The organism is Coriobacteriia bacterium (assembly GCA_014859305.1).
Taxonomy (GTDB): Bacteria; Actinomycetota; Coriobacteriia; order Anaerosomatales; family Kmv31; genus Kmv31.
Genome location: JACUUM010000047.1, coordinates 1 through 16,689 on the forward strand (window position 1 = coordinate 1; position 16,689 = coordinate 16,689).

Below are 16,689 nucleotides of genomic sequence, written 5' to 3' on the forward strand. Positions count from 1 at the left end.
CATAATGGCAACGCCGGCGCAGCGGCGCCGCCTGGAGGGGAATATAGAGAGGTTCGGGCGTGGGCTCCGCGGCCCTACACCATCCACTTGCGCGGCACGAAGAGCCGTTCGTAGTCGCGGATCGCGAAGCGGTCGGTCATCCCCGCGATGTAGTCGGTCACGCGACGGGGGAGCTCCTCGCGGCGTTCCGGTCGGTACTCCCCGGGCAGGCTGCCCGGGTTCTCGAGGTAGTGCGTGAACAGAGCCTGCACCACCTTGAACGCCTTGGGCTCCTCGGACTTCGCCGCCGAGGAGAGGTAGACGCGGTCGAACAGGAAGTCCCGCAAGCTCGCCATCGCAGCCCACACCGGCTCGCTCATACGTATGTCCCCCGAGGCCAGCGAGGTCTCGACCATGTCCGCGACCATCGTGGTGATGCGCCTCCCGTGGTCATGGCCGAGGACGTCGGTGGACGCCGAGGGCAGCTCGTCCTCGGTGAGCACGCCCCCGCGCATCGCGTCGTCGATGTCGTGGTTCACGTACGCGATCCTGTCGGCGATGGCCACGATGCGGCCCTCCAGCGTCGCCGCCCGGTCGTCCCCCGTGTGGTTCGCGATCCCGTCGCGCACCTCCCAGGTCAGGTTCAGTCCGCGGCCCTCGTACTCGAGCGATTCCACGACCCGCAGCGACTGCAGGTGGTGGTGGAACGGCGCCGGGACGTCGGCGTACTCCCCGGTCCGGGCCACCTCGGCCAGCGCCGCGTTCAGCGCGTCCTCACCGATGTGACCGAACGGCGTGTGGCCCAGGTCGTGCCCGAGCGCGATCGCCTCGGTCAGGTCCTCGTTCAGCCTCATCGCGCGCGCGATGGAGCGCGCGATCTGGGCAACCTCCAGCGTATGGGTCAGCCGTGTGCGGTAGTGATCGCCCTCGGCCGCCAGGAACACCTGCGTCTTGTGCGACAGGCGCCGGAACGCCTTGCAGTGGATGATACGGTCGCGGTCGCGCTGGAACTCGGTGCGCAGCGGGTCGGGCTCCAGCGGCCTCACGCGCCCCCTGCTCGCCGAGGACAGCGCCGCGAGCGGCGAGAGCCGCCGGCGCTCGGCGGCCTCGGCCTCCGCACGGGTGAGGGGGCTCAGGTCCACAGGCCCCGGGCCGCCCATGCGAACCACATGGCCGCGTAGCCCACGACCGAGCCCATCAGCCACCTGCGCCTGACCCCGAGCCCCGTGGCGACCCGCACTCCCAGACCGCACGCGAGCGCCCCTACCGCGACCAGCACGGCGGCGTTGACCGGGGCGCCGGAGAGCATGGCGTCACGGGTGCGCTTCGCGGCGAGCGACCACGCCGCGGCCAGCGAGAGGCCCATGAGGGCTATCGCGGAAGCCGACCCGACGAGCCACGGCTGCCACGACGGGCGCTCGATGCGCGACCGCCCCTGGATGAGCGGCGAGCGCGGCTGCTGGTAGAGCTTGGTGCTCCTGCTCACGCCTCCCCCTCGCTCGGGACCGCAGCGTTCCACCTATCGTAGCCGAGAGCGCTCCGGCCGCAACGAGCGGGCCGGCCCCAGGAGCGCGCCGCTCCGGGCAGCGAGGCCGCCGATCCTCACCGGTTGTCCAAGACCTGCGCGGTCTCGGCCAGCGCGGCCTGGGCGGCCGCCAGCCGGGCCAGCGGGACACGGTAGGGCGAGCACGACACGTAGTCGAGACCGATGCCGTGGAAGACCTTCACCGACTCGGGGTCGCCGCCGTGCTCCCCGCACACGCCGCACTTCAGGCCCTCGTTGACCCTCCGGCCCCGCTGCACGCCCATCTCGACGAACTGCGCCACGCCCGGGTCGAGCGTCTCGAAGGGATTCCGCGGCAGGATCTTCCGGTCCAGGTAGCGCGGCAGGAACTTGCCCTCGATGTCGTCGCGGGAGAAGCCGAACGCCATCTGCGTCAGGTCGTTGGTGCCGAAGCTGAAGAAGTCCGCTATGGTCCCGATCTCGTCGGCCGTCATCGCCGCGCGCGGGATCTCGATCATCGTGCCGATCTGGATCTCGAACGCGCAGCCGTTCTCGGCCTGGACGTCGCGCACGATCTCCTCGGTCTCGGCCCGCAGCGTCTCCAGCTCCGTCACGATGCTGACCAGGGGGATCATGATCTCCGGGTGCGGGTCCTTGCCCCGCTTGCGCAGCTTGCACGCCGCGTCGGTTATCGCACGCACCTGCATCCCATAGATCTCCGGGTGCATGATGCCCAGCCGGCAGCCGCGGAGCCCCATCATCGGGTTGGCCTCGGCCATGCTGTCGATCCTGTGCAGCAGGGTGCGCTTCTCCGCCAGCGCGCCGGGATCCGCGCCCGAGGCCTGGAGCCGGCACAGCGCGACCTCCAGCTCGCGCGGGTTGTCGAGGAACTCGTGCAGCGGGGGGTCGAGCAGGCGCACCGTCACGGGCAGCCCGTCCATCGCCTCGAAGATGCCCAGGTAGTCCTGTGTCTGGACCTCGAGCAGCTGCGCCAGCGCCTTCTCGCGGGTGGCGGCGTCCTCGGCGAGGATCATGTCCTGCACGATCTGCTTCCGGTCGCCGAGGAACATGTGCTCCGTCCGCGCGAGCCCGATGCCGGCCGCTCCGAGCTCGCGCCCGCGCACCGCGTCCTCGGGGGTGTCGGCGTTCACGCGGACGCCCATCGTGCGGAACTCGTCAGCCCATCCGAGGATGGTGGCGAACTCGTCGGTGGGCTTGGGCGGGATCAGCTCCACGGCCCCCATCACGATCGTGCCGGTCGTGCCGTCGATCGAGATCAGGTCGCCCTCGCGCAGCTCGATGTCGGTGCCCGAGATGCGGGCGAGCCTGTGCTCGGCGTCGATGCGCAGCGCCTCGGCGCCGCACACGCAGGGCTTGCCCATGCCGCGAGCCACGACAGCGGCGTGGCTCGTCTTGCCGCCGTGACTCGTGAGGATCCCCTGGGCGGCGACCATGCCGTGCAGGTCGTCGGGCGTGGTCTCCCAGCGCACGAGGATGACCTTGCGCCCGTCGGCCGCGGCGCTCTCCGCGTCGTCGGCGGTGAAGACGACCTCGCCCACCGCCGCGCCCGGCGAGGCGTTCAGGCCCTTGGCGACCGCTTCGACGGGTACGTCCGGATCGAACTGCGGGTGGAGCAGCTGGTCGAGCTGGTCGGGGTCGATCCGCAGGACGGCCTCCTGGCGCGTGATCAGCCCCTCGGCCACCATGTCCACCGCGATCTTCAGGGCCGCGCGCGCCGTCCTCTTGCCAACGCGCGTCTGCAGCATCCACAGCTTGCCCTGCTCGATGGTGAACTCGATGTCGCACATGTCGCGGTAGTGGTTCTCCAGCGTCACGAAGACCTGCTCGAGCTCCTGCCCGGCCTCCGGGAGGACGTGTCTCAGCTTCGCGATGGGCTCGGTGTTCCGGATGCCGGCGACGACATCCTCACCCTGGGCGTTCGTGAGGAAGTCGCCGTAGAACTCCTTGGTGCCGTCGGCGGGGTTGCGGGTGAACGCGACGCCGGTGGCCGACGTCTCCCCCTTGTTGCCGAAGACCATCGTCTGCACGTTCACGGCGGTGCCGAGCTCGTCGGGGATCCGGTAGAGCCGCCGATAGTCGATGGCGCGGCGGTTCATCCAGCTCTTGAAGACCGCCTCGATGGCAAGACGGAGCTGCAGCGACACCTCCTGCGGGAAGACGACGCGCCCGTCGGCCGCCAGAGCGGGGAAGTCGGCCGACGAGACGTGGTCGGCCACGATGCCCTTGAACTGCCCGACGAGGTTCGCGAGGTCCTCGGCGGTGAGGTCGACGTCGTTGCGCACGCCGCGCGCCTGCTTCACGGCGGTGATGGCGTTCTCGAAGAGGTCGCCCTCCACACCGAGGACGACCTTGCTGAACATCTGGATGAAGCGGCGGTACGAGTCCTGCGCGAAGCGCTCGTTGCCGGTCTGCTCGATGAGCCCGGCGACGGAGCTGTCGTTCAGGCCGAGGTTGAGGATGGTGTCCATCATCCCCGGCATCGAGAACGGAGCGCCGGAGCGCACCGATACGAGCAACGGGTCGACGGGATCGCCGAGCCGCTTGCCCATCCGCGATTCCAGTTGCTCCACGTGCCGCGCGATCTCGGCCTCGAGCCCCTCGGGGAAGCGGCGCCCGGCCTCGTAGTACTCGACGCAGGTCTGGCAGGTGATCGTGAACCCAGGCGGGACGGGCAGCCCCAGCCGCGTCATCTCGGCGAGGTTGGCGCCCTTGCCGCCGAGCACGTACTTCATGGACGCGTCGCCCTCGGAAAACGAATGGACACGCTTCTCTTCGGACAACTCTCTCCCCTTCTCTCGCTCCGACTGCGAGGCGGGTGCGGCCGGCATCGGCACGCACCCGGGCGGTCCTCGCTATCGTGGGTATCCCTCGCCGGTCGAACGCCCGCGGCGCACACGCTCCCTCACTCGTGCGCGCCGCTCGGGAAGGCCTACAGAGACTGCGTTCCAAGATAGCGGATAATCTCCTGGGCTGTCTCCTCGACCGCCTTGTTGTCCGTGCGCACGACGACGGCGCCGAGGCGCCTCATCAGGACGCGCGCGGCTTCCATCTCCCTCTCGACCGCTTCCACCTCGGCGTAGTTCCTGGCGTAGGTCCCGAGCTCGGTCAGGCGGCGGGCCCGCACGTGGGCCAGCAGCTCGGCATCCTGCACGAGACCGAAGAGCCTGGAGGGGTCGATCTCGTGGAGCTCCTTGGGCGGCTCCACACCCGGCGCCAGCGGGACGTTCGCCACCTTGTAGCCTTTGAACGCAAGGTACATGGAGAGCGGCGTCTTGGAGGTCCTCGAGACGCCGAGCAGGACGACGTCGGCCTTGTCCAGGTCCTGGGGATTGCGGCCGTCGTCGTGCGCGACCGCGAACTCGAGCGCCTCGATCCGCTCGAAGTACCCGCGATCGGTCCGGCGCAGCGCGGCCACGACGCCGCGAGGGGGCGTGCCGGCCGCTTCCGAGAGCACGCGCACCGCCGGGCCGAGCACGTCGACGCACCGCGCGCCGGTGTCCATCACGATCCGGTCCATCTCGGCGTGCAGCGCGGGGTCGGCCAGCGTGTAGAAGAAGACGCAGCGCTCGGTGCACGCCGCCCGCACCATATCCTCGAGTTGCGCCACCGAGGACACCTTCGGCAGCCTCTCGGTACGGAACGTACCGGGCTCGAACTGGGCGAGCGCCGCCTTCGCGACGGCGGCCGCGGTCTCGCCCAGCGAGTCTGACAGGATGTAGACGACGGTGCTCTCCTCCCTCATGACTCGGCTTCTACCCTCTTGGCGCGACCCCCGCGCCCGGTCAGCCGGCCAGCTTGGAGATGTCGGCGAAACGCGAGAACAGCGCGACGAAGCGGTTCAGCAGGCGCAGGCGGTTGACGCGCAACGTCTCGTCGGGGTCCATGACCAGCACCGCGTCGAAGAACGCGTCAATCGGGCCGCGCAGCTCGGCGAGCACGCCGAGCACGCCGGCGTAGTCGCGCCCCGCGAAGGCGGCGGTCGCACGCTCCTCGGCGGCGGCCAGCGCGTCGAAGAGCGCGAGCTCCTCGGCGCCCATCATCTGCGGGTCGGCCTGCACGCCCAGGCCCGGGTCGGAGAGGTTGCGCGCACGCGTGTAGGCGACCGAGAGGTCCTCGATCGCGGTCTCGCCAGAGCGGAACGAGGTGAGCGCCGCGGCGCGTTCCTCGGCGTCGGCGGGGTCGTCGCCGGCGACGGCCAGCACGGCGTCGACCGTGTCGTAGGCATGCCCGCGCTCGCGCAGCATCCCCTCGAGACGGGCGGCCACGAAGGCGACGACCTCCTCGCGCACGCTCGGAACCTGCACGCCGGCCAGCGTCTCGCCGTACCCGCCCAGCGCTTCGTCCACCGCACGTGCCAGCGAGAACCGGGCGCCCGTCGCGAGCAGGATCGACAGCACGCCGATCGCGGCGCGGCGCAACCCGTAAGGGTCGGCCGAGCCGGTGGGCTGCAGCCCGATCGCGAAGATGCCGGCGAGCGTGTCCAGCTTGTCCGCCATCGACACGAGCTTGCCCGGCGTGGACGCCGGCGGCTCGTCCCCCGCGAAGCGGGGCCGGTAGTGCTCGAGGATCGCCTCGGCGACCCCCTGGTCCTCTCCGGCCGCCAGCGCATAGTAGCGGCCCATGACGCCCTGCAGCGACGGGAACTCCACCACCACGCCGCTCACCAGGTCGGCCTTGGCGAGCCACCCGGCGCGCATGGCGTACGCCCGGGCCTCCGGCGTGGCGTCCAGCATCTCGGCGAGAGCGCCGGCGAGCCGCTCGACGCGCCGCGCCTTGTCGGCCATCGTGCCGAGACGCTCCTGGAAGACGATCTCCTCGAGGCGCCGCAAACGGTCGGCCAGCGGGATCTTGAGGTCCTCGGTGTAGAAGAACGCGGCGTCGGCCAGGCGCGCGCGGATGACGCGCTCGTGGCCCCGCACGATGCCCTCCGTGCGCTCGGGGTCGCCGTTGTGCACCACGACGAAGGCGTTGAGCAGCCTGCCCCCTCCGTCCTGCAGCGGGAAGTAGCGCTGGTGGGACTCCATGGCGGTCTCCAGCACCTCGCGCGGCACCACGAGGAACTCCTCGTCGAAACGGCCCACCGCCACGGTGGGCGACTCGACGAGGTTCACGACCTCGGCGAATGTCGTCTCGGGCACGACGGCCTCGGCTCCCTCGGCAGCCGCGGCGGCCGCCATCGCGGCCTCGATCCCCCGCGCGCGGGACTCGGCGTCCACCACGACCAGCCCGCGGTCCAGCGCCAGCGGGTACTCCTCGGCGGAGGCCACCTCGTGCGGGCCGGCGGCCAGGAAGCGGTGGCCCCAGGTGAGGCGGCCCGCGGTCAGGCCGGCGAACCGTACGGGCACGACGTCGGCGCCGTACAGCGCGAGCAGCCAGCGCACCGGCCGCGAGAAGCGGGTCTCCCCCGAGCCCCACCGCATGGACCTCGGCCAATCGATGTCTTCGGCAAGGCGGGCCAGCAGATCCGGGAGCAGCTCCGCGGCGGGCCGGCCGGCCTCCTCGACGACGGCGAAGACGTACTCCCCTCCGTCGGAGGACTCCACGACGAGGCTCGCCACGTCCACGCCGCGAGAGCGGGCGAAGCCCTCCGCGGCCCTGGTCGGCCTGCCGTGAGCATCGAAGGCGGCCTTGGCCGCCGGACCCCGCACGCGCGACCTCACGTCCTCCGCGCGCTCGGCGAGCTCGGTGACGGTGAGCGCGATGCGCCGAGGAGACGCCTGCACGGTGAGATCCGCGTAGAGGAGGCGGGCCTCCTTCAGCGCGTGCTCGGCGTCGGAGCGCAGGTCCGTCACGGCCGCGTAGAGCGGGACCGAGGGGATCTCCTCGGTACCGATCTCGAAGACCAGCGTGCGCGCCGGCGCATCCGCCATCCTAGCGCTCACCGCCCTCGGTCACGGCGAGGTGCTCCGCCTCGGCGGCCTCGGCGGGGGTGGTCTTCCCAACGTACGCCTCGCAGCATGCCTTGGCCATGGCCCGCACCCGGCCGATGAAGCCGGCCCGCTCGGTCACCGAGATCGCTCCTCGGGCATCCAGCAGGTTGAACACGTGGCTGCACTTGAGCACGTAGTCGTAGGCGGGCAGCGTGAGGCCCGCCTCGAGGGCCCGTCGGCACTCGTTCTCGTAGGTCTCGAAGAGCCGGTAGAGCATCTCGGCGTCGGCGGTCTCGAAGTTGTACGCCGAGTACTCGCGCTCGTTGCGCAGGAAGACGTCGCCGTAGGTGAACGCCAGCCCGTCGGGGCCGGTAGCCCAGGTGAGGTCGAAGACGCTGTCCACGCCCTGGATGTACATGGCGAGCCGCTCCAGCCCGTAGGTGATCTCGGCGGGAACGGGACGGCACTCGATGCCGCCCACCTGCTGGAAGTAGGTGAACTGGGTGACCTCCATGCCGTTGAGCCATACCTCCCAGCCCAAGCCCCACGCGCCGAGCGTGGGGGACTCCCAGTCGTCCTCCACGAGGCGCACGTCGTGCTCCGTGGGCTCGACGCCGATGGCGCGCAGCGAGTCGAAGTACAGGTCGAGCACGTCGTCGGGCGAGGGCTTGAGGATGACCTGGTACTGGTAGTAGTGCTGCAGGCGGTTCGGGTTCTCGCCGTAGCGCCCGTCGGTGGGGCGCCGGCTTGGCTGCACGTAGGCGGTGCGCCAGGGCTCCGGGCCGAGCGAGCGCAGCGCCGTGGCGGGATGGAAGGTGCCCGCACCGACCTCCATGTCGTACGGCTGCACGACCACGCAGCCCTGGTCGGCCCAGTACTGCGAGAGGCGCAGGATCATGTCCTGGAAGGTGAGTGCGGTCATGCCGGCCCTTCGGGGTCGAGGATACGCGGTCGCACGCTCCTCGACCTGGCCGAGGAGCAGCGGCGATGCGCGTTGAATGCTAGCCGAGGGCCGTCGAGGGGGTCAACGCGCGCACGCGGTCGGCGCGCCGTCCGCCGGCTGCCGATCGACCTCGGACCCGCGTCACCCTCCCGTGAACACGTCCAGCGAGCGCAGCCTCGCTCCCGTATGGTAGCCGAGGAACGCCCGAAGCACCCCGATGCACTCCCGCACGACGGCGTCGGGCACGCCGAGCTCGGGCACCTCGCGCATCCTCGCCGCCAGCAGCGCCGCCAGTGCCTCGCGTGCCTCGCGCGCGAAGCGCGCCGAGCCGGTCTCGTCGCGCTGCGCGCACTCCCCGCACAGCGCGCCGCCGGCCTCGAAGCTGAAGACGTCGCCGTCGGCCTCCTCCCTCGCGCAGCGCGCGCACGAGCCGACGGCAGGGCGGTAGCCCGCCATGGCCAGCGCCTTCACCAGGAACGCGGCGACGAGCCCGCCGACGGCTGCCCCGTCCGCGCGCTCGAGCTCGCCCAGTGCGGCCTCCGCCAGGGCGAAGAACCGCTCCTCGGCCAGACCCTCCTGCGAGAGCTTGTCCAGAACGTCGGCGACGACGGACGCAGCGGTCGTACGCTCGTAGTCCGCCAGGAGGCCGGCCCGGCCGTCTACCAGCTGAGCCTCGGCGACCACGTCCAGGTTCCGCCCGGTGTGCAGGAGGAGGTCCGCGGTCGAGAGCGGTTCGAGCTTGCCGCCGATGCGGGCGCCGGGCTTGCGCGCGCCCTTGGCGACCGCGCGGACCTGCCGTCCGTCCTCGGCCAGCAGCGTGACGATGAGGTCGGTCTCGCCGAGCTTGGTCTTGCGGAGCACCAGGGCACGGAGCCGGTACGCGGGCATCAGGTCCGGCCCGCCTGCGCGCGCGCTTCCTCCAGGATGGACGTCGCCGCCGAGGTGCCCAGGCGGTCCGCGCCGGCTTCGATCATCGCCAACGCCGAGGACAGGTCGCGGATGCCGCCGGCGGCCTTCACCCCGAGGCGGCGCCCGACCGCCTCGCGCATCGCGCGCACGTCCGCGACGCCGGCCCCTCGCGGCCCGAAGCCGGTGGAGGTCTTCACGAACGCCGCTCCGGCCTCCTCGGCCAGGCGGCATGCGACCGGCACGTCTCGTTCCGCCAGGTAGCCGGTCTCCAGGATCACCTTCACGAGCCCGAGCCCGCTGGAGGCCGCCGTCACCGCCATGACCACGGCGGCGACGTCGCCGCGCACGAGGTCGTGCTCGCCCTCCAGGAACGCCGCGACGTTCATGACCACGTCGACCTCGCGGCAACCCAGCTCCACGAGGCGGCGCGCCTCCTCGGCCTTCGACTCCGTCGCGGCGTACCCCAGCGGGAAGCCGGCCACCGAGCACACCGCCGTGGAGCCGCCTGCCATCAGCTCGGCGGCCAGCGGCACCACGAACGGCGCCACGACCACGGCGGCGAAGCCCTGCGGGCGCTGCTGCGCGAGCCACGCCGCGGCGGCCGCCAGACCGGTCGTGGGCGAGAGCAGCGTGCTGTCGATGCTCGCGGCGAGCGAGGCGGGGTCGAGCTGGGCACCCGAGCCCGATGCCGTGTCGCCTCGGGAGCTCACAGCCCCTCACCGTATCCGAAGCGGCGGACCTGGCTCGCGTCACGGCGCCAGTCCTTCCGCACCTTGACGCGTAGGTCCAGATAGACGCGCTCGCCCAGCAGTCGCTCGAGGTCCGTGCGCGCGTCGGTCCCGATGCGCTTGATCATCTCGCCGCCGGCTCCGACCACGATGCCCTTCTGCGACTCGCGCTCGACGTAGATGACAGCGTTCACGGCGGTCAGGCCCTTGCGTGCGTCCCTCGTCAGGTCCTCGAGCGCCACGCCGACCGCGTGCGGCACCTCCTCGCGGGTGTTGAGCAGGACCTTCTCACGGACGAACTCGGCGAGCATCACCTCGAGCGGCTGGTCCGTGGGCATGTCGCGCGGGAAGTAGCGCGGCCCCACGGGCAGCAGCTCGCTCACCGCGGCGACGAACCCCTCCAGGTTCTCGCCCGTCAGCGCGGACAGGTTCACGACGCGCTCGAACGGCGCCAGGGCCATCGCCCGCTCCGCCTGCGCCGCGACAGCGTCCGGCGGGACGAGGTCCGTCTTGGTCAGCACGAGCACGCCGGGGGCCCCGGAAGCCCTGACCCGCTCGGCCACCCAGGCGTCCCCCTTCCCCACCGGCGCCGAGGAGTCCACCACCATGCAGGCGGCGTCCACCTCGGCCAGAGCCAGGAGGCTGGACCGGTTGAGCTCCTCGCCCAGCGCGTCGACGGGCTTGTGGAGGCCGGGCGTGTCGACGAGCACGATCTGCGCGTCGTCGCGGTCGACCACCGCCCGCAGCCGGTGCCTGGTCGTCTGCGGCGTGTCGGACGTGATCGCGACCTTCGTGCCGACGAGGGCGTTCACCAGCGTGGACTTGCCGGCGTTAGGGCGGCCCACGAGCGCCGCGAAGCCGCTGCGCACCCGCTCCTCGGTCATCCGCCGCACCGCCTCACGCCGCGCGCCCGCGGCCGAAGGCCGCGGATCGAGTCACTTCTCGTCGTCCTGATCGAGATACCCGCGAACGAAGGGCTCCGGGAAGATCTCCTCCAAGTCCGCGACGAGGACGGCATCGGTCCGGCCGCCCATGATGACGCGCATGTTCGGGTTGAACTCCGCCAGGACCTGCCTGCACCTCCCGCAGGGCACCGTGGGAGCCTCGGAGTCGCCGACGACCGCTATCGCGTCGATCTCCTTGTGACCTGCCGCGAGCGCCGCGGAGACCGCCGACTGCTCCGCGCAGACCGTCGAGCCATAGGCCGCGTTCTCTACGTTCACGCCCTGGAAGATGTCGCCGCCGGCGTACACCGCGGCGCCCACCCGGAAGCCGGAGTACGGGGCGTAGGCGTTCTCGTGCGCCTCGCGGGCGAACGCGAGCAGCGCCAGGTCGGGCTGGGTGATGTCGTTCATCGGTCGGTCTCCTCTCCGCCACGGCCTCCCGCAGGCTCGACCACCAGCCGCCGGATGCGCGTCCCTTCACGCTCGTCGACCACGAGTCTCAGACCCTCCACCTCGAACGCCTCCCCCGTCTCGGGGATCCGTCCGGCGAGTTCGGTGACCAGACCGCCCACCGAGTCCGCCTCGGTGTCCACCGCCGTGCCGAAGCGCTCGTTGACCTCGTCCACGGGTACGCGCGCGTCCACGAGGAAACGTCCTTCCCCGAGGTCCACCACGAGCTGCTCCTGCCGGTCGTACTCGTCGAATATCTCGCCGACGATCTCCTCCAGCAGGTCCTCGATCGTCACGAGGCCGGCCGTGCCCCCGTACTCGTCGGCGACTATCGCGATGTGCGGCCTGGAGCGCATCTCGAGCAGGAGCTCCTCGACCGGCTTGGTCTCCGGCACGAAGTACGCCGGCCGGGCGATGGAGGTCAGGTCGACGTCCTCGCACCGACGGCCCACGCACAGCAGCAGGTCCTTCGCGTACAGCACCCCGCGGATGTCGTCGAGCGTCTCGTGGTAGACGGGCAACCGCGAGTAGCCGGCCGTCTCGATGAGGTCGAGCGCCTCCTGCGCGCCGGCCGTGTCCGGCAGCGAGGCCATGTCCGTGCGGGGCACCATCACCTCCCGGACGATCTTGGACGTGAAGTCCGCGACCGCGTCGCGAAGGGCCTCCTCGGCCTCTTCCCGCTCGGCCTCCTCGCCGTCGCCGTTGACGGCGTCGCGGTACTCGTCGGTGTCCGACCACGGCGGCACGCCGGCGCCGGCCCCGCCGGTCAGGCGCATCAGACCCCGCCAGGGCCCGGCCATCAGCGCCGCCAGGGGCTCGACGGCTCGCGCCGCCCTCCGCATCCCCGGCGAGAAGGCGAGAGCCACCCGCTCGGGGTTCTGGACGGCCAGCGTGCGCGGCAGCGCCTCGCCCAGCGTGTACACGATGAGCGCCCCCGCGGCCCAGCCCAGCGCCGCGGCCACAGCGAAGGGCAGCGGCGGGTAGGAGGCCTTGATGACCCACGCCGTGCTCGCCGACACGCCGGCGTACGCCGCACCCAGGATCAAGGCCGCGCTCGCGGACAGGCGGCTGGGCTGGTCCTGCAGCCGCTCCAGCGCGTGCGCGCCAGGGCGGTCGGACTCCACCAGGCGGCGCGTACGCCCCCGCGGCACGAGGCCGACGGCGGTGACCGTCGACGACGCGAAGGCAGCAGATGCCACGAGGGCGACGCCGAAGATGAGAGCCATCACGACCATCACCACAAGGATATCTGAAAGACCGCGGTGGTGATCAGGAACCCGAGCAGCGCGCCGGTGACGACCTGCGGGATGGTGTGCACCTCGGCCTCCACGCGGCTCTGCGCGACCAGGGCGGCGATGAACAACCCGACCACCAGCGCGGGACCGGAGCGCGTCCCGTACCCGATCGCCGTCGCCGCCGCGACGGCGAGCGCCGTGTGCCCGGATGGCCACCCTCCCCGGAGGAAGTTGCGCTCCCGGTTGAACGCCTTGGCCGCCAGCACGGCGAGCGAGGTGAGAGCCAGCGCGATCACCGTCAGGTGGGCGTCCGCGCTCTCGATGAAGCGGATGGCGATAACGGCCTTCGGCGTGAGCCGAGGGTAGAACAGCACGTAGCCCACGGCGACCGCGTTCACCGAAGCCACCAGGACCGCCCCGGCGGCCACGTCCTTGGCGACCTTGCCCATGGGGTCGAACGTCTCCGTCGCCACGTCGATGGCGGACTCGATGGCCGTGTTCGCGAGCTCGGCCGCGAAGACCAGGGAGATGGTGAGCAGGACCGCGACGAGCTCGAGCCGTCCGAGGCCCAGCGCGAGCGCGAGCAGCAGCACCGCGCTCGCGGCCAGAGCATGCAGGCGCATGTTGCGCTGGGTGCGCAGCGCGTACACGATCCCCTCGATGGCGTAGTTGAAGCTCCAGAGCAGCGAGCGCGACCGCAACCGGCGCCCTCCCTAGCCGAGGTCCGCGTAGGACTGCAGGAGCGTCTCCTCGCGCGCCTGCATCGCCGCCGCGTCCTCGTCGGTCTCATGGTCGTAGCCGAGCAGGTGCAGCACGCCGTGGACCAGCAGCAGGTTCAGCTCGGCCTCCACGGTCACCCCGTGCCCGGCGGCCTGCTCGACGGCGACCTCGGGGGCGATGACGACGTCGCCCAGGGCGACCGGTTCGTCGCCGACGACCGGGCAGGGGTCGTCGCAGGGGAACGAGAGCACGTCGGTCGGACCGTCCTTCCCCCGGTAGCGCTCGTTGAGGTTCGCCATCTCCTCGGCGCTCACGAGCGCGACGGAGAGCTCCGAGGCCTCGGGCACGTCCTCGCGCTCGAGGACGAACGCCGCGAGCCGCTCGAACGCATCGAGCGCGAGCGGTTCAGGGTCTCGATGGCTCGTAACGCTGACCTGCATCCTGCGGCCTCCTCATCGGGCAGCTCGGGTACTTCACCCGCGGATGGTAGATGCTCACCAGCATCCTGGCGTACACGCGCACGACCGTCTCGATGTCCGCCAGCGTCAGAGCGGAGTCGTCGAGCTGGTTGTCGTCGACCTTCTCGCGCACGACCTCGCGCACGGCGGCCTCCACCTCCGGCAGCGAGGGGCCGCTGATCGAGCGCAGCGCGGCTTCGACGCTGTCGGCCAGCATCACCAGCGCGGCCTCGGGCGACTGCGGACGTTCCCCGGAGTACCGGAAATCCGCCTCGTAGACCGGCTGCCCGCTGCCGGCCGCCTTGCCGTAGAAGTACGCCACGAGGCTGTCCCCGTGATGCTGGCGGATGATCTCGACGATCTCACGCGGCAGACGGTTCCGCTCGCCGAGCAGGATGCCGTCGCGCACGTGCGCGGTGATGATGGACGCGGACAGCCACGGCGTCTTGTCGTCGTGCGGGTTGTCCCCGCCGTTGAGGTTCTCGGCGAAGAACACCGGGCGGGCGATCTTCCCGATGTCGTGGTAGTACGCGCCGACACGTGCGAGCAGGGGGTTGGCACCGATGGCGTCGGCGGCCGTCTCCGCGAGGCTGCCCGCCAGCACCGAGTGGCTGTACGTGCCCGGCGCCTTGGCCATCAGCTCGCGAAGCAGCGGCGCCGACGGGCTGGACAACTCGAGCAGGCGCACGTCGGTCGTGACGCCGAAGACATGTTCGAAGAAGGGCAGCAGCCCGTACGCGAGCACCACGGACATCAGCCCGCCCGCCGCCCCGTACCCCGCCGCCGCGCCCGCGGCCTCGACCGTCGCGCTGGCGGCCAGCGTCGCGACGCCCGCAGCCGCCGCCGTCACCCCCACGATCGCGATACCGGCGTAGGCCAGGCTGCGCCGCTGCGTGAGCGAGGACATCGCCACGACCGCGGTGATCCCCGAGACCAGCACCACCGCGACGCTGAGTCCGTTCGTGAGGCCCAGGAGAAGGCCGCCTGTCGCCGTGACCAGCGTCATGACGAGCCCGATCCTCGGCGAGATCAGCAGCGTCGCCAGGATCGGCGCCAGGGCGACCGGCATCGTGTACGGGGAGACCTCGGGGAAGACCCACAGCACGGCCCGCGTGAGCACGATCATGCCGACGAACAGCGTCGCGACCACGAGCAGCTCGCCCATGCGGTCGTACACCCGGCGTTCGTAGCGGTAGAGGTAGGCCGCCACGGCACCGACCAGCAGCGACAGCAGCCCGACCGCCGCCACGACGGCGCGCGGCCCGGCACCGTCGAGCAGCCCGAGGCTGGCCACGATGTCCATGTGGTGCTCCGTCACGATCTCCCCGCGGACCACGATGTTCTCGCCTGCCTGCTTCACGACCACCACGGGCGGCACGGTCGCGGCGGCGTCCTCGCGGGCGGCTGCCGTGGCCCGTGTGTCTTCCAGCAGGGTGGGGCGCAGCGCGGCGGCCCCGACGCTGGACACGACCAGGCGCACCTCCTCGGGGCGGCGCAGCAACGAAGTGCTCTCGTGCAGCCGCAGCCGGGCGTTCGCGAGCCCGTCGTCGTCGAAACGCCCGGTCATGAGCGTCGACACCAGATCCTCGGTGATGCGGGCGGCCTGGCGCCGGGCGTCCTCGTCGAGCCCGGCCGCGGCGACCACGGTCTCGGCCGTGACGCCGTGCTGTCGGCCGAGGCGCGCCGCGCGCGCCTCGTCGGCCGGGTCGACGCCCTCCAACGCCTCGAAGAACGCGGACACGCGGCCGAGCGCCCGGTCGGGGGCCTCGGCGTCGAAACGCAGCACGGGCTCGACACGGTCCCGTGCCGCGTCGCGGTGCTGCTCCGTGGCTCGCACGTCCTCGAACTGCACCTGCCTGCTCGCCCGGAAGGTCCTCGGCGCCGGTTCGCCCACGACCAGTCCGATAGGCGGCGCGCTCACCACGAGCGCAGGCGCGGCCAGGCCCACCACCGCCACCGCCACCGAGATGCGCCAGGTCAGACCGCTGGCGAGCGGCCCGGACGTCGGGAGGCGGTCCTTCACGCGCTCGAGGATGCTACTCATGGCCCTTTGCGGCCTTCGCCTCCTCGAACGCGTGGTACGCGGTCACGATCCGCTGCACGAGCTTGTGCCGCACCACGTCGCGGCTGGTGAGCTCGACGAACGCGATCCCGTCCACGCCGGAAAGGACGTCGCGCACCTGTCGGAGGCCCGAAGCCCCGGCGGGGAGGTCGACCTGCGTCACGTCGCCGGTGATGACCACCCTGCTGCCGAAACCCAGGCGCGTCAGGAACATCTTCATCTGTTCCGGCGTCGTGTTCTGCGCCTCGTCGAGGATGATGAAGCTGTCGTTGAGCGTACGTCCGCGCATGAAGGCCAGTGGCGCGACCTCGATGACCCCGCGTTCCACCAGAGCCGCCGAGCGCTCGACGTCCATCATGTCGAACAGGGCGTCGTGCAGCGGGCGCAGGTACGGATCGACCTTCTCGAACAGGGTGCCCGGCAGGAAGCCGAGCTTCTCGCCCGCCTCGACCGCCGGCCGCGTCAGGATCACGCGCCCGACCTCCTTGCGGTTGAGCGCCTCGACGGCCATGGCCATCGCCAGGTAGGTCTTGCCCGTGCCCGCCGGACCGATGGCGAAGGTGACCGTGTGCGTGCGTATCGCGTCCACGTAGCGCTTCTGGCCGGCGGTCTTGGGGCGCAGGGTCTTGCCACGGTATGTCAGTAGCACGTCGGAGAAGACCGACGAGGGGCTGCACTCGCCTCGCTTGAGCATGTCGATCGCCGTGTCGATGGAGTCCGGTGTGATCCGGCCGCCCTGCTCGAGCAGGGTCATCAACTCGGTGAACAGCGCGGAGACGGCCTGGCTCTCGGCGGGCTCGCCGGCGATGGTGATCTCGTTGCCCCGGACGGATATCTCGGACTCGAACTGGTCCTCCACCAGCCGC

Annotated in this window: 15 protein-coding genes; all 15 read right to left on the reverse strand. The window is 71.3% G+C overall.

The features are described from left to right. Positions 1-74: 74 nt before the first annotated feature. Positions 75-1,139 carry a deoxyguanosinetriphosphate triphosphohydrolase gene (locus tag IBX62_08935; protein ID MBE0477206.1) on the reverse strand — a complete coding sequence of 355 codons (1,065 nt, stop codon included), beginning with the start codon at positions 1,137-1,139 and terminating at the stop codon, positions 75-77. Next, positions 1,112-1,465, reverse strand: coding sequence for a hypothetical protein (locus IBX62_08940; protein MBE0477207.1), 354 nt, complete (start codon positions 1,463-1,465; stop codon positions 1,112-1,114). The genes IBX62_08935 and IBX62_08940 overlap by 28 nt, the downstream gene beginning before the upstream one ends. A gap of 116 nt (positions 1,466-1,581) precedes the next feature. Next, positions 1,582-4,332 carry a pyruvate, phosphate dikinase gene (locus tag IBX62_08945; GenBank protein MBE0477208.1) on the reverse strand — a complete coding sequence of 917 codons (2,751 nt, stop codon included), beginning with the start codon at positions 4,330-4,332 and terminating at the stop codon, positions 1,582-1,584. A gap of 101 nt (positions 4,333-4,433) precedes the next feature. Next, positions 4,434-5,246, reverse strand: coding sequence for a kinase/pyrophosphorylase (locus IBX62_08950; protein ID MBE0477209.1), 813 nt, complete (start codon positions 5,244-5,246; stop codon positions 4,434-4,436). Positions 5,247-5,286: 40 nt separating this feature from the next. After that, positions 5,287-7,374, reverse strand: a complete 2,088-nt coding sequence (locus IBX62_08955) for a glycine--tRNA ligase subunit beta (GenBank protein ID MBE0477210.1) — start codon at positions 7,372-7,374, stop codon at positions 5,287-5,289. A gap of 1 nt (position 7,375) precedes the next feature. Further along, positions 7,376-8,296, reverse strand: coding sequence for a glycine--tRNA ligase subunit alpha (gene glyQ, locus IBX62_08960; GenBank protein ID MBE0477211.1), 921 nt, complete (start codon positions 8,294-8,296; stop codon positions 7,376-7,378). 162 nt (positions 8,297-8,458) lie between these two features. Further along, on the reverse strand, positions 8,459-9,205 hold the full coding sequence (gene recO / locus IBX62_08965) for a DNA repair protein RecO (GenBank protein MBE0477212.1): 747 nt from the start codon (positions 9,203-9,205) through the stop codon (positions 8,459-8,461). Further along, positions 9,205-9,936 (reverse strand): deoxyribose-phosphate aldolase, encoded by a 732-nt coding sequence (deoC, locus tag IBX62_08970; GenBank protein MBE0477213.1) that lies wholly within the window; start codon positions 9,934-9,936, stop codon positions 9,205-9,207. Before deoC ends, recO begins: the two co-directional genes overlap by 1 nt. Then, positions 9,933-10,838, reverse strand: a complete 906-nt coding sequence (gene era / locus IBX62_08975) for a GTPase Era (protein MBE0477214.1) — start codon at positions 10,836-10,838, stop codon at positions 9,933-9,935. The genes deoC and era overlap by 4 nt, the downstream gene beginning before the upstream one ends. Before the next feature lie 51 nt (positions 10,839-10,889). After that, the gene (locus IBX62_08980; protein MBE0477215.1) at positions 10,890-11,309 is read right to left on the reverse strand and encodes a cytidine deaminase; all 420 of its coding nucleotides are present in this window, start codon (positions 11,307-11,309) and stop codon (positions 10,890-10,892) included. Further along, the gene (locus IBX62_08985) at positions 11,306-12,574 is read right to left on the reverse strand and encodes an HlyC/CorC family transporter (protein MBE0477216.1); all 1,269 of its coding nucleotides are present in this window, start codon (positions 12,572-12,574) and stop codon (positions 11,306-11,308) included. Before IBX62_08985 ends, IBX62_08980 begins: the two co-directional genes overlap by 4 nt. A gap of 8 nt (positions 12,575-12,582) precedes the next feature. Then, on the reverse strand, positions 12,583-13,284 hold the full coding sequence (locus IBX62_08990; GenBank protein MBE0477217.1) for a diacylglycerol kinase: 702 nt from the start codon (positions 13,282-13,284) through the stop codon (positions 12,583-12,585). Between the two features lie 12 nt (positions 13,285-13,296). Beyond that, positions 13,297-13,743 (reverse strand): rRNA maturation RNase YbeY, encoded by a 447-nt coding sequence (gene ybeY / locus IBX62_08995; protein ID MBE0477218.1) that lies wholly within the window; start codon positions 13,741-13,743, stop codon positions 13,297-13,299. After that, positions 13,709-15,805 carry an HD domain-containing protein gene (locus IBX62_09000; GenBank protein MBE0477219.1) on the reverse strand — a complete coding sequence of 699 codons (2,097 nt, stop codon included), beginning with the start codon at positions 15,803-15,805 and terminating at the stop codon, positions 13,709-13,711. The genes ybeY and IBX62_09000 overlap by 35 nt, the downstream gene beginning before the upstream one ends. Then, a partial coding sequence (locus IBX62_09005; GenBank protein ID MBE0477220.1) for a PhoH family protein occupies positions 15,798-16,689 on the reverse strand: 892 nt, incomplete at its 5' end. The genes IBX62_09000 and IBX62_09005, both read right to left, overlap by 8 nt.